This is a genomic window from Devosia sp. P2_G7, from assembly GCF_056403495.1.
This window is the reverse complement of the sequence record NZ_JBFUFI010000011.1, coordinates 147,950-165,481: the sequence shown is the minus strand read 5'-3', so window position 1 is coordinate 165,481 and position 17,532 is coordinate 147,950. Positions and strand designations below refer to the sequence as shown.

Genomic DNA, 17,532 nt, shown 5'->3' with positions numbered 1-17,532 from the left:
TTCAAGAATTGGCAATCGTCGACTTCTGCGTAAGTTCCGCAGCCCTTGGCCAAAGCAACAGGAGCGAGGGATGACACAGCACGCAGTGGTAATCGCCGGAGGCGGTCCGACGGGGATGATGCTGGCGGGTGAACTGGCGCTGGCCGGCGTCGATGTCGCCATCGTCGAGCGGCGTCTGGACCAGGATGTGCTTGGTTCGCGGGCAGGGGGGCTGCACGCCCGGACTCTCGAGGTGCTGGATCAGCGCGGCATTGTCGAGCGGTTTCTCGCCGAGGGACAGGAGGTGCAAGTGACCGGGTTTGCCGGGGTCATGCTCGACATCAGCGCCTTCCCGACACGCCACCCTTACACGCTCGGGCTCTGGCAGAAGCATATCGAGCGCATCCTCGGCGGCTGGGTCGGCGAGCTGGCGGTGACGAACTATCGCGGCGTCGAGGTGACCGGCTGCACGCAGGACGACACCGGCGTGGACGTCGCGCTCAGCGATGGCCGGTCGCTGCGGGCGGATTATCTCGTGGGCTGCGACGGCGGGCGCAGTGTCGTGCGCAAGGCGGCGGGCATCGAATTCCCCGGATCGGATCCCACCGTCAGCAATCTGATTGCGCAGGCCGAGCTTGCCGAGCTGCCGCCGGAATGGGGCATCCGCCGCGATGCCATCGGCCTCCACTCCATCGGCCGGGTGAACTACCAGATCCGCGATGGAAAGATCGTCTATGCGGATGAAGGGCCGGTCGGCGTCATGGTGACCGAGCGGCAGCTGGGGGAGGCGGGTGAGCCGACCCTGGACGATCTCAAGGAGGCGCTCATTGCCGTCTATGGCACCGATTACGGGATCCACAGTCCCACCTCGATCAGCCGGTTCACCGATGCGGCCCGGCAGGCCGCTTCCTACCGGAAGGGACGGGTATTGGTCGCGGGCGATGCCGCGCACATTCATCCGCCCGATGGTGGACAGGGTCTCCAGACCGGCGTGCAGGATGCGGTCAATCTCGGATGGAAGCTGGCCCAGGTGATCAGGGGGACCTCGCTTGAAACCCTGCTCGACACCTATCACGCCGAACGTCACCCGGTGGGTGCACGCGTGCTGCAGCACACCATGGCCTCGGTCGCGCTGCGCCGTGAGGACGATCGGACGAAGGCGGTGCGCGACACCATGGCCGAACTGCTCGGCATGGAGGAGCCGCGGCTGCGCTTCGCCGGAATGCTGACGGGGCTGGGGATTCACTACGACCTCGGCGAGGGCCATCCGCTGCTCGGCCGTCGCATGCCCGACCTCGATATCGTCACCTTTGGCGGCCCGCTTCGGGTGTTCAGCCTTCTGCATGGCGCGAGGCCAGTACTCCTGAACTTCGGCGCGCCCGGCGACCTGGACATCACGCCGTGGGCCGATCGGGTCCAACTGGTCGACGCCAGTTACTCGGGGTCGTGGGAGTTGCCGGTGGTTGGGGCGGTCAGCGCTCCCACCGCCGTGCTGGTTCGGCCCGATGGCTACGTCGCCTGGGTGGGCGAGGGAGGCCGGCAAGGCCTTGCCGAGGCGCTCACGACCTGGTTCGGCCCGCCCGTCGGCTAGAAGCAGCAGGCGCCGACGGGGCTGGACTTACCCCGTTGGCGCCGACCAAACTCGCTTGAATTTACGCCGTTCGCCGAAACCTCCCCACAAGGTCGCCGACCTACGCTTCGCCGTGATCAATGGTGGTGCGGATGGATTCTCCAGATATCTCCGTGCGGCTCAGGCGGCAGGCCGACCTCTTCGAGGCGCCGGCGATAGCGCCATACGAGGGGAGATACTCTCGAATCCCGGGCATCCAGTGGCTGATCGAGGAAGTCGAGGATCTCGGCCTCCGCCGGCACGATCCGCCACCAAGAGTAACCCTCGCCATGCCTGGCCCCGCGGATGGCGAGAGCGTCGGGCTGGCCATCCGGGGATATTGCGACGAGCAGATCGAGGAGAGCCGGTGGCAGCTCAAGATGCTGCGTCGCTCGGGGTTTGAGGCCTTGCGCATCGGCCTCGTGCTGCTGGCCGTCTGCGTGCTGCTCTCGACGACCGTCGGCTATATGTCGTTCCTGCCCGAGTACATCCGCTTGGTCGTGAGCGAGAGCCTCGCCATCGCCGGCGGCGTCTCCCTGTGGCGACCGCTGGAACTGCTGGGCTTCGACACCTGGCCGCTGATCGGGCAGGTGCAGGTGCTCGAGAAGCTTCGCGCTGCCGATATTCGCGTCGTCGAGACCGACCAAGTCGAGGGCGCTGCGCGTCCAGCGTAGTGCCGGGTATGTGCCGCGCTGCCCAGCCTCATCGCCGCGGGCCGCGAACGACGCTTCGCTTCCTCGATGGCGCTCGAAACAAACGCTCATGCGGAACCCACAAGGTCGCCGCCAGTGCGACAACATCGCTGTCTCATCATTCTTGACGAACCGATTCAGAAATGTTAGCTTCGCTGCGCTTGTGAAGAGAAGCTAGACACTAGACAGCTTCGTTAACTTCCATTAAGAATTAAGGCGGGCGCCATTCCTGGCGTCCGCCTTTTGCATTCTGACCGAGCGGTTCAGCGTCGCCGTTTCGGAGACGAAAGTCGCTCGGTTGGTGTCTAAGCAACTCCACTCTTAGCGTCGCAGGGCCAACCTTTGCAAGGCGCTGAGAAAGGAGAATGGACACATGGCAACTCCTCCCCTGAAGCCTGGCACTGAAGCGAAGCGCTCCGGCCAGTACGAGCAGATCGGCCCGCGTGGCGGGCGCACCGGAGAAGAGCGCACCGTCACTCGTGGCGAGCCGCTTCCCCCGACGCCCAAGCCGGGCATGACCTACAAGTTGGTCGACCCGACCAAGCACGGCCGCAAATAAGCATAGTCCCGTCACCTGAGTTGGGTGACGGGACTATGGCCCGTGGGCCCTGCGTACCGGCCTCGCGTTTTGGCTCGGTTACGCTTCCCAGCGACCGGTCTGTCATGCCGCGCCAACTGTGCGGCATGACTCCAAGCCGACAGAGCCTAGTTGGGCGCGCTCTCCATGTATTGCCGGGTGTAGCGCCCCTTCAGGCTGGTCAGCACTTCGTAGCCGATGGTGTTGCCGGCGTCGGCGTGGTCGTCCACCGTCACCTGCTTGCCGATGATTTCAGCCATCTCGCCGGGCGCGGGCGGCTGCGGCAGATCGGTGATATCGACGCCGATCATATCCATCGAGACGCGGCCGACGACGGGGCAGGCCTGGCCACGGATCACCACATGCGTGCCGCGGTGATTGTTCGATGAGCTGAGCGAGCGGAAGAAGCCGTCGGCATAGCCCAGCGCCACGATGGCGAGGCGGCTGTCGCGCGACATGGTCTGCAGCGCGCCATAGCCGACCGTCTCACCGGTCTTCACGTCCTTGGTCATCAGGATCGGCGCCTCGAGTGTCACCACCGGCGCCATCGGGTTGCGCCGGCCGGCAACGGCGCGGCCGCCATAGAGCGCGATGCCCGGGCGGACCATCTGGAAATGGTTGTCGCGGTTGCTCATCAGCCCGGCCGAGTTGCTGAGCGAGGCCGGAATGCCGGGGAACTGCGCCATCACCGAGGTGAACAGGGCCAGCTGCGTGCGGTTCTTCTCGTGCGCCGGGGTATCGGCGCAGGCGAGATGGCTCATGATCATCTGCGGCGCATAGCCGATCGAGTCGACCAGCCGCTTGACGATCGAGGTTTCGTTGAGCCGGAAGCCGAGCCGGTTGATGCCGGTGTCGAAATGCAGCGCCGCCGGCAGCGCCTGGTTCGAGGCGACGCAAGCCTGCAGCCATTCCTCGAGCATGGGGATCGAAGCGAGGCACGGCATCAGCCGCTCGCCCACATAGAGCGGCGCCGAGCCGGGAAACAGCCCGTCGAGGATGAAGATGTGGCTGTCCTCGGGGAGGGCAGCGCGGACGGCGATGCCCTCGTCAGGGGTGGCAGCAAAGAAGAAGCGCGCGCCGGCCTCATAGAAGGCGCGCGAGGCTTGGGCGATGCCGGTGCCATAGGCATCGGCCTTCACCACGGCACCGGTCAGTGCCCCGCGGCTCACCTTGTCGAGCGCCTGCCAGTTGCGCTTCAGCGCACCCAGGTCGACCGTCAGCCGCCCGCCGTAACCGGTCGCAATGGCCGGTGCCGCCATCACTATTCCATCCTCTCGGGCAGGTAGTCGGCGCGCGCCAGGTTGCCAAAGCGCGTGTATTGCGCCTCGAAGCTGACCTGCACGGTGCCCGTCGGGCCGTGACGCTGCTTGCCGATGATCACTTCGGCGCGGCCATGCACTTTTTCCATTTCGCCCTGCCACGCCAGATGTTCCGGCGAGCCCTCCTTGGGCTCCTTGTTCTTGAGGTAGTACTCCTCGCGATAAACGAACAGCACCACGTCGGCGTCCTGCTCGATAGAGCCGGATTCGCGCAGATCCGAAAGCTGCGGATGCTTGTCGTCGCGATTTTCGACCTGTCGGCTCAGCTGGCTGAGCGCGATGATCGGCACTTCGAGTTCCTTGGCCAGCGCCTTGAGCGTGGTGGTGATTTCCGTGAGTTCCTGCACGCGGTTCTCGCTCGATTTCTTCGACGAGCCCGAAAGCAGCTGCAGGTAGTCGACGATCAGCAGGTCGAGGCCCTTCTGGCGCTTGAGGCGCCGGGCCCGGGCGGCGAGCTGTGCCACCGAGATACCGCCGGTGTCGTCAATGTAAAGTGGCACCTGCGCCATCAGGTTCGAGGTATCCACCAGCCGGTTGAACTGGCTCTCGTGGATGTTGCCGCGGCGAATGTCGGACGACGAGATTTCGGCCTGCTCGGCGAGAATACGGGTGGCCAGCTGCTCGGCGCTCATTTCGAGGCTGAAGAAGCCGACATGGCCGCCATCGACGGTCTTGGTATGCCCGTCGGCCAGCACTTCGCCCTTGAAGCTCTTGGCGACATGGAAGGCGATGTTGGTGGCGAGCGAGGTCTTGCCCATCGCAGGACGCGCCGCGAGGATGATCAAGTCACTGCGCTGCAGGCCGCCCATCAGCCGGTCGAGATCGGTGAGGCCGGTAGCGGTGCCCGACAGCGTGCCGTCGCGGCCATAGGCTTCGCCCGCCATCTTGATGGCTTCGGTTAGCGCCTGCGAAAAACTCTGGAAGCCGCCGTCGTAGCGGCCCTTCTCGGCGAGATCGAACAGCTGCTTTTCGGCTTCCTCGATCTGCTTGTTGGCCGTCGCGTCGACATCGGAGTCGTAGGCGACCTGCACCATCTCCTCGCCGATCTGGATCAGGTTGCGGCGGATGGCGAGATCGTAGATCGACTGGCCATAATCGGCGGCGTTGATGACCGTGGTGGCTTCCGCCGCCAGTCGCGCCAAGTACTGCGGCATGGTCATCTCGGCGGTCAGCTGCTCGCCCAGATAGGTCTTGGCAGTGACCGGCGTTGCGGTCTTCCCGGCGCGAATGATCTTGGCCAGCACTTCGTAGATGGTGCGGTGGATCGGCTCGTAGAAATGTTCGGGCACGAGGAAGTCGCTGACCCGGTAGAACGCCTCGTTGTTGACGAGGATTGCACCCAGCAAAGCCTGCTCCGCCTCCACATTGTGGGGCGCTAGGCGGAAGCCCTTTTCGTCTTCCGGGCGCAGGCGATGCACGTTGTTGTCGGCCATAGCGACTCGGATACTCCCCCGCTCGTTAAGGTTTGCTTTACCAGCGGCAGACGCCGCGACGAGTATCAAATGTGACGCAGCGGTGACCGAATCGGGTCACTACCGCGACGCCTGTGGTTAGTGTTGAAAGCGGGGGAAACCAAGGCGGAGCCATGCCGCGCGCATTGCAAATCGGAGCGTCCCTCAGGCGGGCGAGTCGCCGTCCTTGTCCAGCGTCGCGATTATCCGGCGCAGCATGTCGTAGAACAGGGGCCGCTCTTCGGGCGTCAGGGCCGCTGTCGCAAGCTGGTTCACTTCCACAGCGCTGACGAAAGCAGCTTTTGCGCGCTCGAGGCCGAGCGGGGTTAGCGACACTTGTGCGCTGCGGCGATCATTGGGGTCCGGCGTGCGCCTCACCAGCCCGTCCCGTTCCATCCGGGCAAGGGTATTGGCCATGGTGGGCTGCTCCACCGCGGCCATCTGGGCGAGGGCCTTCTGCGTCATCGCGCGCCCGTCCTGCAGGGCGAAGAACACCGGCATCGGTCCGGAATTGCCGCCCTCCAGTCGTCGCTCGATCGCCTTGGCGAACAGCCGCGCCGCCCAATTGGTGAGATAGCCAGCAGAGGTCTCGCGAACATAGGTCATTTGAATAGCTTGCTATGCAGTTGTATAGTGTGCTATGTAACTGCGGATGGGAGCCCGACGCAAGGAGATTTCGATGTCGGTCAAAAGCACTGCCAACCGCTACGGTTCGATTGCCGTCGCCATCCACTGGCTGACGGCGCTGCTGATCCTCATGCTGTTCGTGACCGGCCTGCTGGCCGCGGGCCAGACCGATCCCGCAGCCAAGCTCGCGCTGCTGCGCGCGCACATTCCGCTGGGGGTAGGGGCGCTGCTCCTCACTCTCCTGCGCATCGTCTGGTGGCTGGCCGCCGACCGCCGCCCGGCGTTGCCGGCCGATCAGCCGGCCTGGCAGCAATGGATGGCAAAGGCGGTACACATCGCGCTCTACGCGATCGTGCTGGAATCCGCCGCGAGCGGCATCGCCACCATCGTGCTCTCGGGCGCACTCCCGGCGATCCTCGGCAGCGCCGTGCTGCCGGATCTCGAGACGGTGCTGCCCCGGACGGTCCACGGCATCGGCTCCAAACTGATGCTGGGGCTGCTGGCGCTGCACATCGTCGCGGCGCTCTACCACCAGTTCATCCGCAAGGACCGGCTACTGGCGCGCATGGGCGTCGGGGCAGCATAGACTTGCCGCCGCGGATGCCGTCGAGCATCCTACCAACGGGCTGTTGGAGGGGAAGTCGATGCGACTGGGTCATGTACTATCAGTCTTGGCAGTGGCCGCGGGGTTGGCACTCGCGGCTGCACCCGTTCAGGCGCAACTCAGCGCCGAGAACCTGCTGACAAACCTGCCGGAGGGATTTGAGATCGGGTTCCAGACTCGTCAGGGGACGATGGACATGATGGAGTTCGTTCCCAGGGGCGAAACCGTCGAAAATTGGTCGACGATGGTGACCGTGCAAATCCTGCACGACGCAGACGACGCCGACCCGGGCGCCTTCGCCCGCAACCTGGGCCAGAACTGGCAGGGCGCCTGCCAGGGTAGTTCGGTGAGCAAGCTCGATGCCGGGGAAACGAACGGCTTCGCGTTCGCGCTCTGGCACTATGCCTGCCCGCTGAATCCCGGAACGGGCAAGCCCGAGGCCATGTGGCTCAAGGCGATCGCCGGGGCGGACGCGCTCTATGTGGTGCAATATGCCTACCGCGCCGCCTCCACCAAAGAGCTGGAACAGCCGGCGCTTGCCTACCTCGCTAAGGCCTCCGCCTGCGACACACGGCGCGCCGATCGCCCCTGTCCGGCGGGGATGTAGCGACCGGCGGACAAACAAAAAGGCCGGGATCGCTCCCGGCCTTCCGCATTCGATTGTGAGACGTTCTTACTCTTCGTCGCCGAAGGCTTCGGCGGCTGCCGAGCCGACTTCGGCCTGGCCGGCGGCGAAGGCCTCGTTGGCTTCGTCGTCGTAGTTGATCGCGGTGAGGTCTTCACCCTTCGACTGACGCTCGGCTTCGTCTTCCGAACGAGCGACGTTGACGGTGATGGTCACGGCGACTTCGGCGTGCAGGTGCAGCGGCACGGTGTGAACGCCGACCGTCTTGATCGGGTTCGCAAGGTCGACCTGCGAACGCGAAACGGTGAAGCCGTCCGAGATCAGCGCGTCGGCGACGTCGCGCGACGACACCGAGCCGTAGAGCTGGCCGGTTTCGCCGGCCTGGCGGATGATCACCACCGACTTGCCGTTGAGGCCCGAAGCGATGCCGGCAGCGGCCTCGCGGCGCTCCTGGTTGCGCTTCTCGATGTCGGCGCGATCGCGCTCGAAGCGCTTGCGGTTGGCTTCGGTGGCGCGCAGCGCCTTCTGCTGCGGGAGCAGGAAGTTACGGGCAAAACCGTCCTTCACCGACACTTCGTCGCCGATGTGGCCGTGCTTGCCGATACGCTCGAGGAGAATGACTTTCATGATGCTTTCCTATGCTGTCCCGTTCACGAGTGAACGGTTAGGAGCCGCCGACGATCGGCAGCCCCAACCAATCCCGAACCGTTCTTACTGAACGGCGTAGGGCATGATGCCGATGAAGCGGGCGCGCTTGATGGCCTTGGCCAGTTCGCGCTGCTTCAGGGCGGAGACCGCAGTGATGCGGGAGGGGACGATCTTGCCGCGCTCGGACACGTAGCGCTGCAGCAGGCGAACGTCCTTGTAGTCGATCTTCGGCGCGTTCGGGCCCGAGAACGGGCAGGTCTTGCGGCGGCGCTGGAACGGACGGCGGGCCGTGGTCGTGGTCAGGTCTTTGATGGCCATTTGGCTTATCCTTCCGAGTTCTTAGAAGCGGCGCGGGCGGCGGTCGCCGCGGTCGAAACCACCACGGTCGCCACGCGGGCCACCCGGACGGTCGCCACGGTCGTCATCGCGATCGCGCTTCTGCATCATGGCCGAGGGGCCTTCTTCCAGCTCGTCGACGCGGATGGTCATGAAGCGCAGGATGTCTTCATTGATGCCCATCTGGCGCTCCATCTCGGCGATCGCAGCGTGCGGAGCGTCGATGTTGAGCAGGGTGTAGTGCGCCTTGCGGTTCTTCTTGATGCGGTACGAGAGCGACTTCAGGCCCCAGTACTCGTTCTTGGTAACCTTGCCGCCGCCGTTGGTGAGCACTTCGGTCAAAGCCGTCGTCAGCTCTTCCACCTGCGTCGGGGAAACGTCCTGGCGAGCCAGGAAAATGTGTTCGTAAAGGGCCATAAGCGCCTTCCTTCAAGTTGGTTCACAACACATCCCACTCGGCGCGGAGCCCCTTTGAAGCCGGAAAGGCACCAAAGCAGTCTTCTAAAGAGCGGGAACACGGGAGGACGGGCGAACCCTATCTGTTGCGACCCGCGAGCGCATAGCGTCGCACTTGTAGGAAACAACAAACCCTCCGTTCAGCCCCCGGCCGAACGAATGTGAGGCGGGCTATAGGGGAAAAGGGCGGGGAACGCAAGCGATCCGGCCGAGACCCGTGGGGCCGCTCCGGGAACAAATCAGCCGATGCCTCCTTAATACCAGGAGGAGAACATCATGACCGATCCGAAGAAGCCCCTTCCGCCCGCCGAGCCGCCCGACAAGGTGTCCCCCGATTTCCCTGACACCGACCAGCCGATCAGGGAACTGCCGGAAGGGCAGTTGCCTGGAATGCCCGTCTGGCGCGATCCGCTCTTGAACCCGGGCCCAACGCCGTCCGAGCGCGAGACACCGCCGCTCGATTGAGTCCTCAGCCTGCGACGCCGGCCGCGCGTACCTTCGGCACTTCATAACCCTGCGACACCAGCAGCGACGTGATCGACGGCGTCAGCGCCCGGCAACCGCAGTTGAGCGCGTGCTGGTAGTGCCATTCAGCCCGCTGCTGCTTGGTCGGGTTGGTCGGCATCCGGTGCGCCTGATGCCATTCGGCGTTGGTCTTCCCCATCGTGCGGCCCCTTTCATTGTCGCCCCATCTTGCGCTAGGCAAGCCGTCGGCTCCACTGATGCTAACCTTGTCTGGACCGTTATGACCACCATCGATACCGTCGCGCCTGCCGCTCCCGATCGCCATGCCGTGCGCGCGGCCGAAGTGGTGATCCGCCCCCACATCCGGCGCACCCCGGTGATCGAAGCGCCAGCAGCGGATTTCGGGCTGGATGGTGCGCCGTTCTCCCTCAAGCTCGAATTCATGCAGCACTCGGGCACGTTCAAGGCGCGCGGCGCCTTCGCCAACTTGCTGATCCGTCCCGGCGCCGAGCGCGGCGTGGTGGCGGCCTCCGGCGGCAACCACGGCGCGGCCGTAGCCTATGCGGCGCAGAAACTCGGCATCGCCGCCCACATCTACGTGCCGCTCATCTCGTCGCAGGCCAAGATCAACCGCATCCTCCAGTATGGCGCTGAGATCACCATCGGCGGCGACAGCTATATCGATGCCTACGAGGCGAGCCATGCGTTCGCCCTCGAGAACGACCTGCTCGAGGTCCACGCCTACGACATGTTCGAAACGCTCTGCGGGCAGGGCACCGTCGGGCTCGAATGGCTGGAGCAGGCCCCGGGGCTCGATACGCTGCTCGTCGCTGTCGGCGGCGGCGGCTTGATCGGTGGCATCGCCGCGGCGGCGGCTGGCCGCGTCCGTATCATCGGGGTCGAGCCGGAGAACGCGCCGACGCTGCACAACGCCATCGAAGCGGGCCGTCCCGTCGACGTGCCGGTGAGCGGCGTCGCCGCCGACAGCCTCGGCGCCCGCCGTATCGGCAACTTGAGCTTCGCCCTCTCCGGCTTCATCGACCGCTCGGTGCTGGTCACCGACGAGGCGATCGTCGCGGCGCAGAAAACCATCTGGGATGTGCTGCGTGTCGCCGTGGAGCCCGGCGGCGCCGCAGCGATGGCCGCCGTGCTCTCCGGCCGCTACGTGCCGGCGCCCGGCGAAAGGGTGGGTGTACTGCTCTGCGGCGCCAACACGGCGGCGGTGAAGTTCGACTAGCCGCCTTGACATTGCCTCACCCCTCCGGCACACGCCGCCGCCAACTGGACGCCTGTCCGGGCGGGGCATAGGCTCGGCCTCAAGCACCAAGAACAACAGCGGAGGCCACCAACTTGACCAAGCGCGCATTCACCTATCCCGGCCAGGGCAGCCAGGCCGTCGGCATGGGCAAGGACCTCGCCGATACCTACCAGGAAGCCCGCAACGTCTTCGCCGAAGTCGACGACGCGCTTGGCCAGAAGCTCTCGGCCATCATGTTCGAAGGCCCGGACGAGACGCTGCGGCTGACCGAAAATGCGCAGCCGGCGCTGATGGCGGTGTCAGTGGCGGTCACCCGCGTGCTGGCGAGCCGAGGCTTCGACCTCAGAGATCACGCCGCCTATGTCGCCGGCCACTCGCTGGGCGAATACTCGGCGCTGGCGGCCGCCGGCGCGTTCAGCCTCGGCGATGCAGCGCGGCTGCTGAAGATCCGCGGCCAGGCCATGCAGCAGGCGGTGCCGGTCGGGCAGGGCGCCATGGCGGCGATCCTCGGGCTCGACCTCGAAACCGTGCTGCGCGCCGCCAATGACGCCGAGGACGGCGAAATCTGCGGCGTCGCCAATGACAACGCCCCCGGCCAGGTGGTGATCTCCGGTCATGTCGGCGCGGTGAACCGCGCCATCGAGCTCTTGAAGGCCGCCGGCGCCAAGCGCGCCCTGCCGCTGCCGGTGAGCGCGCCATTCCATTGCGCCCTGATGCGCCCCGCCGCCGATGCTATGGAGCACGCTCTGAACCAGGTGACGGTCAACACGCCGGTGGTGCCTGTTGTCGCCAACGTACTGGCCGCTCCGATCTCCGACCCCGAAGAAATCAAAAGGCGCCTCGTCGAGCAGGTGACCGGCATGGTCCGCTGGACCGAGTGCGTCAACTGGCTGGTCAAGGACGGCGGAGTGACGCAGCTGGTCGAGCTGGGCTCGGGCAAGGTGCTCTCCGGCCTCGCCAAGCGCATCGCGCCGGAAACCCCGGCGGTGTCGATCGGTGCTCCGGCCGATGTCGACGCCTTCCTCGCCGAAGTCGGCGCCTGAATCAGTTTCTCCTGAGGAGTCCGCAAATGTTTGATCTCACGGGCAAACGCGCCCTCGTTACCGGCGCCTCGGGCGGCATCGGGCGTGAAATCGCCAAGGCGCTGGCCGCTTCGGGCGCGCGCGTCGCGTTGAGTGGTACGCGCGTCGGTGCGCTCGAGGAGACCCGCGACCTGCTGGGCGGCGGTGATCACCCGATCCTGCCGACCAACCTCTCCGATCTCGACGCGGTGGATAAGCTCATCCCCTCGGCCGAGGCGGCGCTGGGCGGCATCGATATCCTCGTCAACAATGCCGGCGTCACCCGCGACAACCTCTTCATGCGCATGAAGAACGAAGAGTGGGACGAGGTGCTGGCAGTGAACCTTACCTCTGCGTTCCACCTCACCCGCGCCGTGCTACGCGGAATGATGAAGCAGCGCTTCGGCCGTATCATCGGCATCACCTCGGTCGTCGGCGTCGTCGGCAACCCGGGGCAGGGCAATTATGCTGCGTCCAAGGCCGGTCTCATCGGCATGAGCAAGGCGCTGGCCTACGAAGTCGCCTCGCGCAACATCACGGTGAACACCGTGGCGCCGGGCTTCATCGGCTCCGCCATGACCGACGAATTGAACGACAAGCAACGCGAGAGCATTCTGGGTAAGGTCCCGGCCGGCCGGCTCGGTGCCGCCGACGAGGTTGCCGCCGCGGTGGTGTTCCTCGCCAGCAACGAAGCGGGGTACATCACCGGCCACACGCTGAACGTCAATGGCGGCATGGTGATGCTTTAATCCTATTGCCAGTGCCGAAGGCTGGGGAAACCGGGCCTTGCACAATATGGCAATGGCGGGGGAAGTATGTTACCTCCGCCCCTGATTTCGGGTTTGGCCCGTACTTGCGAGGGTACGACGCCGCGCCTACAGTCTGCCGCTACCGGCGGCAAAGGTCGTGGGTCCGGACAGTTCCGGCGCCTGAGACCCGAGTACGAACGAACAACCTGACTGGTAACAAGGGAAGTCAAATATGAGCGATATCGCTGATCGCGTCCGCAAAATCGTGGTCGAACACCTCAACGTGGATGCGGAGAAGGTCGTCGATAAGGCCAGCTTCATCGATGATCTGGGCGCTGACTCGCTCGATCAGGTCGAGCTGGTCATGGCTTTCGAGGAAGAGTTCAACGTCGAAATCCCGGACGATGCCGCGGAATCGATCCAGACCTTCGGTGACGCCGTCGCCTATCTGACCAAGGCTGTCGGCTGATCGCCGACCGCTAACGGCTCTTCTTCGATGGAATTGCGCCGCGTCGTCGTCACCGGGATGGGGATCGTCAGCCCTTTGGGCTGCGGGATCGAACCGACCTGGGCCAACATTCTCGCATCCAAAAGCGGTGCCAAGCGCATCGACGACTTCCAGGTCGACGATATCGCTTGCCAGATCGCCCACCGAATCCCGTTGGGCGACCGCGCCGACGGCAAGTTCAACCCCGACGAGTGGATGGACGTGAAGGATCAACGCAAGGTTGATCCCTTCATCATCTACGCCATGGCGGCGGCTACCCAGGCCATCGAAGACGCCGGGGTCGAACCGAAGACCGAAGAAGAAAAGCACCGCATCGGTACGCTGATCGGCTCGGGCATCGGCGGCATCGGGGGCATCTACGAGACCTCGATCATCCTGCATGAGAAGGGCCCGCGTCGCGTCAGCCCGTTCTTCATCCCGGGCCGCATCATCAACATGGCATCGGGCAATGTCTCGATCCGCTTCGGCCTCAAGGGCCCGAACCACTCGGTGGTGACGGCTTGCTCGACCGGTGCGCACGCCATCGGCGACGCCGCCCGCCTGATCATGCTGGGCGACGCCGACGTCATGGTGGCCGGCGGCGCTGAATCGCCGGTCAACCGCATCTCGATCGCCGGCTTCGCCGCCTGCCGGGCGCTCTCGACCAACTTCAACGACCGCCCCGAAATGGCCTCGCGTCCCTACGACAAGGATCGCGACGGCTTCGTCATGGGCGAGGGCGCCGGTATCGTCGTGCTCGAGGAATACGAGCGCGCCAAGGCCCGCGGCGCCAAGATCTACGGCGAAGTCATCGGCTACGGCCTCTCGGGCGACGCCTACCACATCACCGCGCCCTCCGAGGACGGCGATGGCGGTTTCCGGTGCATGCAGATGGCGGTGAAGCGCGCCGGCATCGATCCCTCCGAGATCGACTACATCAACGCCCACGGCACCTCGACGCCGCTCGGCGACGAGATCGAACTCGGCTCGGTCACCCGCATGCTGGGTGATGCGGCTCCGAAGGCGGCGATGAGCTCCACCAAGTCGGCCATCGGGCACCTGCTCGGCGCGGCCGGTTCGGTCGAGGCGATCTTCTGCCTGCTCGCCATGCGCGACAGCATCGTGCCCCCGACCATCAACCTCGACAATCCGTCGATCGAGTCGGTGATCGACCTGGTGCCCCACAAGCCCAAGAAGAAGGAGGTCAACATTGCCCTCTCGAACTCTTTCGGCTTTGGCGGCACCAATGCCTCGCTGATCTTCCGCAAGGCGAGCTAAGCGACCGGACCCGGGCGCCCGCTACGGCGCCGGGTTCGTATTGATGTCATTTTTCCAGCGATAGTGCCGCGTTTGTGGAGGTTCGACCGATGGCCAACGAGCGCAGCGAGAAGCGGGCACGCAAGAAGCGGCGTGGTAGCGGCTTTCTGAGCGTGTTGAACGCGCTGCTCACGCTCGTGGTCATTGGCATCCTCGTGCTCGTCGGCATTTTCCTCTACGGCGCGAGCCAGTTCTACGCACCCGGCGCGGTCAAGACCGAGGCGAACTTCACCGTCGAAAAGGGCTCCTCGGTGATGACGACGGCGCGCCGGCTGGAAGAGCAGGGCCTGATCCCGCAGGGCCAGCTGCTGCCGTCCGAATGGCTGTTCTGGGGAGGCGCCCGCGCGCTGAAGAAAGAGGGCGACCTCAAGGCCGGCGTCTATGCGCTGAAGCCCAATTCCTCGATGGCCGACATTCTTACCGAGCTGACCGAGGGCAAGCCGCTCGATTTCTTCGTCAACGTCATTCCGGGTGATACCTCGTTCCAGGTGGCCGAGCGGCTGAATGCAGAAGGCCCGAACCTCACCGGCGAGCCGGTCCCGGTGCCGGCGGAAGGTACGCTTCTCGCCGTCCGTTACGACTTCTTCCCCGGCGACACCCGCGTCTCGGTGCTCGAAAAGATGCAGACCGAGATGAAGAAGACGCTCGACGAGATCTGGGCCAAGCGCGACCCGGCAATCGACAGCGTCATCAAGACGCCCGGGGACCTGGTGACGCTCGCCTCCATCGTCGAGAAGGAAACCGGCCTTGAGACCGAGCGCCCGCAGGTCGCGGCGGTATTCATCAATCGCTTGAAGAAGAACATGCGGCTGCAGACCGATCCGACCGTTCTCTACGGCGTGACCGAGGGCAAGGCCGTGCTCAACCGCGGCCCGACCTCGGCCGAGCTGAAGGCCAAGACCGCCTACAACACCTACCAGATCGACGGCCTGCCGCCCGGCCCCATCGCCAATCCGGGCGAAGCGGCGCTGAAGGCCGTGGCCAACCCCGCCGCGACCAAGGACCTCTACTTCGTCGCCAAGAGCGCCAACCCGGCCGATGGACACCTGTTCGCCGAGACCTATGCCCAGCACAGGAAGAACGTGACGCTCTATCGCAAGGCAGCCGCCGAAGCCGATGCCGAGGCCGCCAGGGAAGCGCTTGAGGCCGACGAGGCCAAGGGCGCCGGCGAGACCGTCGAGCCCGCGCAATAATGGCGACACTCGCCAGCATGACCGGCTACGCCCGCGCCGCCGGCGCGCTGCCGGGCGTCGGCTTCACCGTTGAGATCAAGTCGGTCAACGGCCGCGGCCTCGATTTGCGGATGCGCCTTGCCGCCGGCTTCGATGCGCTCGAGAGCGAGATCCGGCGGCTGATCGGCAAGTCCATTACCCGCGGCTCGCTGACCGTGTCGCTGAACGTCGACCGCGAGGGTGAGGGCGGCCGCGTCGTCGTCAATCACCAGGCGCTGGAAGCGGTGCTCGAAGGCTTCAAGTGGTTGCGGGGCCGGGTCGATGCCGAAATGCCGCGGCTCGACGGGATACTGGCGCTGCGCGGCGTGCTGGAGCAGCACGAGACCGCGCTCTCGTCCGATGAGGAGGAGGCGGTGAATACCGCTATCCTCGCGGCCGTCGAACAGGCAGTGACCGGCCTCGTCGCCGCGCGGCGGGAGGAGGGGGCTCGCATCGCCGCCATCCTCAGCGAGCGCATCGACGAGATCGCCGCGCTCACCAAGGCCGCCGAGATCCATCCCGGCCGCAGCCGCGATGCCATCCTCGCCCGCCTGCGCCAGCAGGTCGCCGATCTCAGCGAGGCCAGCCCGACCCTCTCCGACGAGCGGCTGGCGCAGGAAGCCTTGCTGCTCGCCACCAAGGCCGATGTCCGCGAGGAGCTCGACCGGCTGGGGGCGCACATCGCCGCAGCGCGCCAGCTGATCGCCGGCGGTGGCTCGGTGGGCAGGAAGCTCGACTTCCTGTCACAGGAATTTAACCGCGAAGCGAATACGCTCTGCTCCAAATCCAACGACGTGGCCCTGACTGCCATTGGCCTCGATTTGAAGGCCGTGATCGATCAGCTCCGCGAGCAGGTCCAAAATATCGAGTAACCCGGCGAGTGCCGCGAAGCGGCCGAGTGCTATGCGCAGGGCAAGAGGACGAAGCACGAATGGAATTCACGCGCCGCGGAGTGATGCTGGTTCTCGCCTCGCCATCCGGCGCAGGCAAATCCTCGATTTCCCGCGCCCTGTTCGAGGATGACCCGAACATCGCGCTGTCGGTCTCGGTGACCACGCGCGCCCGCCGCACCGACGAGATCGACGGCAAGCACTACCACTTCATCGACGTGCCGACCTTCAAGAAGATGCGCGAGGACGGCGAGCTGCTGGAGAGCGCCGAAGTCCACGGCAACTTCTACGGCACGCCGCGCTCGCGCGTCGAAGAGCGGCTCTCGGCCGGCCGCGACATCCTGTTCGACATCGATTTCCAGGGTACCCTGCAGCTTTACGAGAAGTGCCGTAGCGACATGGTGACCATCTTCATCCTGCCGCCCTCGATCAAGGAACTGCGCAAGCGCCTCGAGCGTCGCGCCCAGGACAGCGCCGGCACCATCGACAAGCGGCTGAAGAACGCCCGCATCGAGATGCAGCACTACAACGAGTACGACTACGTGCTGGTCAACGAGGATCTCGAGGATTCCACCTCGCGCGTCCGCACCATCCTCGCCGCGGCGCGCCTCGCCCGTACGCGGTTCATCCAATTGGATAAGTTCGTCAAGGACTTGCAGGACCAGATCGACTCTCTTTAGGAGCTTTGCTCAGAGGTCGCGCGCTGTATCCGCTGTCATCAAGCGGCAGCACGCTTAAGGTATTGCCTTAACTTTAGCTGCAGACGGGTGTGGATAAACCACGTCCAGCTGTGGATGGTCTGCGCGCCATGGTTCCGGAACCCCGGAATTGGGCAGAACCTACCCGGGCGGGGGACTTGAGCATGCCATTCGAAGTGAAAGCGTGCAGCATCGACGAAATGCAGCGTCATCCGACCTTCGCCGATCGGACCCAGGCCAAGGTCAAGGTGCTGCTGCGCGAGATCCGCTCCCGCGAAACGTTCGACCACAACCTGACGCTGCGCGTGTGGGCCAACACCCACGACAAGATGAGCCCGTCCGAGGTGAAGACTGCGCTGCTGGTGAAGGCGGCAACTATCCTCAAGCGGACGGTGTCGGTAGCCGAGATCGAGGTGAGCGGCGAAGGCAACGTCACGCGGCCGACGGTCAGCGGCTGAGCGCCGTACTCTCAG

22 protein-coding genes are annotated in these 17,532 nt (G+C 65.2%); 15 read left to right on the top strand and 7 right to left on the bottom strand.

The annotated features are described in order from the left end of the window. The first annotated feature begins 70 nt into the window (after positions 1-70). The 3 genes from AC1DWU_RS17860 to AC1DWU_RS17850 all read left to right on the top strand — a co-directional run bounded on the left by AC1DWU_RS17860 (position 71) and on the right by AC1DWU_RS17850 (position 2,839). Positions 71-1,570, top strand: a complete 1,500-nt coding sequence (locus AC1DWU_RS17860; RefSeq protein WP_477151351.1) for an FAD-dependent monooxygenase — start codon at positions 71-73, stop codon at positions 1,568-1,570. Positions 1,571-1,701: 131 nt separating this feature from the next. Beyond that, a complete protein-coding gene (locus AC1DWU_RS17855; RefSeq protein WP_477151350.1) occupies positions 1,702-2,262 on the top strand; it encodes a hypothetical protein in 561 nt (186 codons plus the stop codon). A gap of 391 nt (positions 2,263-2,653) precedes the next feature. Further along, positions 2,654-2,839 (top strand): hypothetical protein, encoded by a 186-nt coding sequence (locus AC1DWU_RS17850; protein WP_477151349.1) that lies wholly within the window; start codon positions 2,654-2,656, stop codon positions 2,837-2,839. Between the two features lie 146 nt (positions 2,840-2,985). Here AC1DWU_RS17850 and alr read toward each other — a convergent pair whose 3' ends face one another. From alr to AC1DWU_RS17835, 3 genes are all read right to left on the bottom strand, one after another. Beyond that, entirely contained in the window at positions 2,986-4,116 is a 1,131-nt protein-coding gene (alr, locus tag AC1DWU_RS17845; protein WP_477151348.1) for an alanine racemase, read from the bottom strand. A gap of 2 nt (positions 4,117-4,118) precedes the next feature. Next, positions 4,119-5,609, bottom strand: a complete 1,491-nt coding sequence (locus AC1DWU_RS17840) for a replicative DNA helicase (RefSeq protein WP_477151347.1) — start codon at positions 5,607-5,609, stop codon at positions 4,119-4,121. Between the two features lie 183 nt (positions 5,610-5,792). After that, positions 5,793-6,233: a MarR family winged helix-turn-helix transcriptional regulator gene (locus AC1DWU_RS17835; RefSeq protein ID WP_477151346.1), complete on the bottom strand. Its 441-nt coding sequence runs from the start codon at positions 6,231-6,233 to the stop codon at positions 5,793-5,795. Positions 6,234-6,306: 73 nt separating this feature from the next. Here AC1DWU_RS17835 and AC1DWU_RS17830 point away from each other — a divergent pair, with 73 nt between their 5' ends. Together AC1DWU_RS17830 and AC1DWU_RS17825 are read left to right on the top strand one after the other, a co-directional pair. Then, positions 6,307-6,840 carry a cytochrome b gene (locus AC1DWU_RS17830; protein ID WP_477151345.1) on the top strand — a complete coding sequence of 178 codons (534 nt, stop codon included), beginning with the start codon at positions 6,307-6,309 and terminating at the stop codon, positions 6,838-6,840. A gap of 58 nt (positions 6,841-6,898) precedes the next feature. Then, the gene (locus AC1DWU_RS17825) at positions 6,899-7,465 is read left to right on the top strand and encodes a hypothetical protein (RefSeq protein WP_477151344.1); all 567 of its coding nucleotides are present in this window, start codon (positions 6,899-6,901) and stop codon (positions 7,463-7,465) included. A 66-nt stretch (positions 7,466-7,531) separates the two neighbouring features. On the opposite strand, the gene rplI is transcribed toward AC1DWU_RS17825, so the two are convergent. The 3 genes from rplI to rpsF all read right to left on the bottom strand — a co-directional run bounded on the left by rplI (position 7,532) and on the right by rpsF (position 8,884). Beyond that, positions 7,532-8,110, bottom strand: a complete 579-nt coding sequence (gene rplI / locus AC1DWU_RS17820) for a 50S ribosomal protein L9 (protein ID WP_477151343.1) — start codon at positions 8,108-8,110, stop codon at positions 7,532-7,534. 84 nt (positions 8,111-8,194) lie between these two features. Beyond that, entirely contained in the window at positions 8,195-8,449 is a 255-nt protein-coding gene (gene rpsR / locus AC1DWU_RS17815) for a 30S ribosomal protein S18 (RefSeq protein WP_055048535.1), read from the bottom strand. Positions 8,450-8,470: 21 nt separating this feature from the next. Next, complete coding sequence (gene rpsF / locus AC1DWU_RS17810) at positions 8,471-8,884, bottom strand: 30S ribosomal protein S6 (protein WP_477151342.1); 414 nt, start codon at positions 8,882-8,884, stop codon at positions 8,471-8,473. Between the two features lie 315 nt (positions 8,885-9,199). On the opposite strand from rpsF, the gene AC1DWU_RS17805 reads away from it, so the two are divergent. Beyond that, a complete protein-coding gene (locus AC1DWU_RS17805) occupies positions 9,200-9,388 on the top strand; it encodes a hypothetical protein (RefSeq protein ID WP_477151341.1) in 189 nt (62 codons plus the stop codon). A gap of 4 nt (positions 9,389-9,392) precedes the next feature. On the opposite strand, the gene AC1DWU_RS17800 is transcribed toward AC1DWU_RS17805, so the two are convergent. Beyond that, the gene (locus tag AC1DWU_RS17800) at positions 9,393-9,587 is read right to left on the bottom strand and encodes a hypothetical protein (protein WP_477151340.1); all 195 of its coding nucleotides are present in this window, start codon (positions 9,585-9,587) and stop codon (positions 9,393-9,395) included. Between the two features lie 81 nt (positions 9,588-9,668). Here AC1DWU_RS17800 and AC1DWU_RS17795 point away from each other — a divergent pair, with 81 nt between their 5' ends. The 9 genes from AC1DWU_RS17795 to AC1DWU_RS17755 all read left to right on the top strand — a co-directional run bounded on the left by AC1DWU_RS17795 (position 9,669) and on the right by AC1DWU_RS17755 (position 17,517). After that, positions 9,669-10,625: a threonine/serine dehydratase gene (locus tag AC1DWU_RS17795; RefSeq protein ID WP_477151339.1), complete on the top strand. Its 957-nt coding sequence runs from the start codon at positions 9,669-9,671 to the stop codon at positions 10,623-10,625. 113 nt (positions 10,626-10,738) lie between these two features. Further along, on the top strand, positions 10,739-11,689 hold the full coding sequence (gene fabD, locus AC1DWU_RS17790; RefSeq protein WP_477151338.1) for an ACP S-malonyltransferase: 951 nt from the start codon (positions 10,739-10,741) through the stop codon (positions 11,687-11,689). Positions 11,690-11,715: 26 nt separating this feature from the next. Then, entirely contained in the window at positions 11,716-12,456 is a 741-nt protein-coding gene (gene fabG, locus AC1DWU_RS17785) for a 3-oxoacyl-[acyl-carrier-protein] reductase (RefSeq protein ID WP_055879302.1), read from the top strand. A 232-nt stretch (positions 12,457-12,688) separates the two neighbouring features. Then, positions 12,689-12,925 (top strand): acyl carrier protein, encoded by a 237-nt coding sequence (locus AC1DWU_RS17780; RefSeq protein ID WP_055048542.1) that lies wholly within the window; start codon positions 12,689-12,691, stop codon positions 12,923-12,925. Positions 12,926-12,958: 33 nt separating this feature from the next. Then, a complete protein-coding gene (gene fabF, locus AC1DWU_RS17775; RefSeq protein WP_477151380.1) occupies positions 12,959-14,221 on the top strand; it encodes a beta-ketoacyl-ACP synthase II in 1,263 nt (420 codons plus the stop codon). A gap of 89 nt (positions 14,222-14,310) precedes the next feature. Beyond that, positions 14,311-15,453, top strand: a complete 1,143-nt coding sequence (mltG, locus tag AC1DWU_RS17770) for an endolytic transglycosylase MltG (protein ID WP_477151337.1) — start codon at positions 14,311-14,313, stop codon at positions 15,451-15,453. Further along, positions 15,453-16,343 carry a YicC/YloC family endoribonuclease gene (locus AC1DWU_RS17765; RefSeq protein ID WP_477151336.1) on the top strand — a complete coding sequence of 297 codons (891 nt, stop codon included), beginning with the start codon at positions 15,453-15,455 and terminating at the stop codon, positions 16,341-16,343. The genes mltG and AC1DWU_RS17765 overlap by 1 nt, the downstream gene beginning before the upstream one ends. A gap of 59 nt (positions 16,344-16,402) precedes the next feature. Beyond that, positions 16,403-17,041 (top strand): guanylate kinase, encoded by a 639-nt coding sequence (gene gmk, locus AC1DWU_RS17760; RefSeq protein ID WP_477151335.1) that lies wholly within the window; start codon positions 16,403-16,405, stop codon positions 17,039-17,041. A 182-nt stretch (positions 17,042-17,223) separates the two neighbouring features. Beyond that, positions 17,224-17,517, top strand: a complete 294-nt coding sequence (locus AC1DWU_RS17755) for a hypothetical protein (protein WP_477151334.1) — start codon at positions 17,224-17,226, stop codon at positions 17,515-17,517. Positions 17,518-17,532 lie beyond the last annotated feature (15 nt).

Bases quoted from the DNA above. Each gene is read 5' to 3' on its own strand.
- AC1DWU_RS17860 (WP_477151351.1), top strand. From the start codon at position 71: ATGACACAGCACGCAGTGGTAATCGCCGGAGGCGGTCCGACGGGGATG.
- AC1DWU_RS17855 (WP_477151350.1), top strand. From the start codon at position 1,702: ATGGATTCTCCAGATATCTCCGTGCGGCTCAGGCGGCAGGCCGACCTC.
- AC1DWU_RS17850 (WP_477151349.1), top strand. From the start codon at position 2,654: ATGGCAACTCCTCCCCTGAAGCCTGGCACTGAAGCGAAGCGCTCCGGC.
- alr (WP_477151348.1), bottom strand. From the start codon at position 4,116: ATGGCGGCACCGGCCATTGCGACCGGTTACGGCGGGCGGCTGACGGTC.
- AC1DWU_RS17840 (WP_477151347.1), bottom strand. From the start codon at position 5,609: ATGGCCGACAACAACGTGCATCGCCTGCGCCCGGAAGACGAAAAGGGC.
- AC1DWU_RS17835 (WP_477151346.1), bottom strand. From the start codon at position 6,233: ATGACCTATGTTCGCGAGACCTCTGCTGGCTATCTCACCAATTGGGCG.
- AC1DWU_RS17830 (WP_477151345.1), top strand. From the start codon at position 6,307: ATGTCGGTCAAAAGCACTGCCAACCGCTACGGTTCGATTGCCGTCGCC.
- AC1DWU_RS17825 (WP_477151344.1), top strand. From the start codon at position 6,899: ATGCGACTGGGTCATGTACTATCAGTCTTGGCAGTGGCCGCGGGGTTG.
- rplI (WP_477151343.1), bottom strand. From the start codon at position 8,110: ATGAAAGTCATTCTCCTCGAGCGTATCGGCAAGCACGGCCACATCGGC.
- rpsR (WP_055048535.1), bottom strand. From the start codon at position 8,449: ATGGCCATCAAAGACCTGACCACGACCACGGCCCGCCGTCCGTTCCAG.
- rpsF (WP_477151342.1), bottom strand. From the start codon at position 8,884: ATGGCCCTTTACGAACACATTTTCCTGGCTCGCCAGGACGTTTCCCCG.
- AC1DWU_RS17805 (WP_477151341.1), top strand. From the start codon at position 9,200: ATGACCGATCCGAAGAAGCCCCTTCCGCCCGCCGAGCCGCCCGACAAG.
- AC1DWU_RS17800 (WP_477151340.1), bottom strand. From the start codon at position 9,587: ATGGGGAAGACCAACGCCGAATGGCATCAGGCGCACCGGATGCCGACC.
- AC1DWU_RS17795 (WP_477151339.1), top strand. From the start codon at position 9,669: ATGACCACCATCGATACCGTCGCGCCTGCCGCTCCCGATCGCCATGCC.
- fabG (WP_055879302.1), top strand. From the start codon at position 11,716: ATGTTTGATCTCACGGGCAAACGCGCCCTCGTTACCGGCGCCTCGGGC.
- AC1DWU_RS17780 (WP_055048542.1), top strand. From the start codon at position 12,689: ATGAGCGATATCGCTGATCGCGTCCGCAAAATCGTGGTCGAACACCTC.
- mltG (WP_477151337.1), top strand. From the start codon at position 14,311: ATGGCCAACGAGCGCAGCGAGAAGCGGGCACGCAAGAAGCGGCGTGGT.
- AC1DWU_RS17765 (WP_477151336.1), top strand. From the start codon at position 15,453: ATGGCGACACTCGCCAGCATGACCGGCTACGCCCGCGCCGCCGGCGCG.
- gmk (WP_477151335.1), top strand. From the start codon at position 16,403: ATGGAATTCACGCGCCGCGGAGTGATGCTGGTTCTCGCCTCGCCATCC.
- AC1DWU_RS17755 (WP_477151334.1), top strand. From the start codon at position 17,224: ATGCCATTCGAAGTGAAAGCGTGCAGCATCGACGAAATGCAGCGTCAT.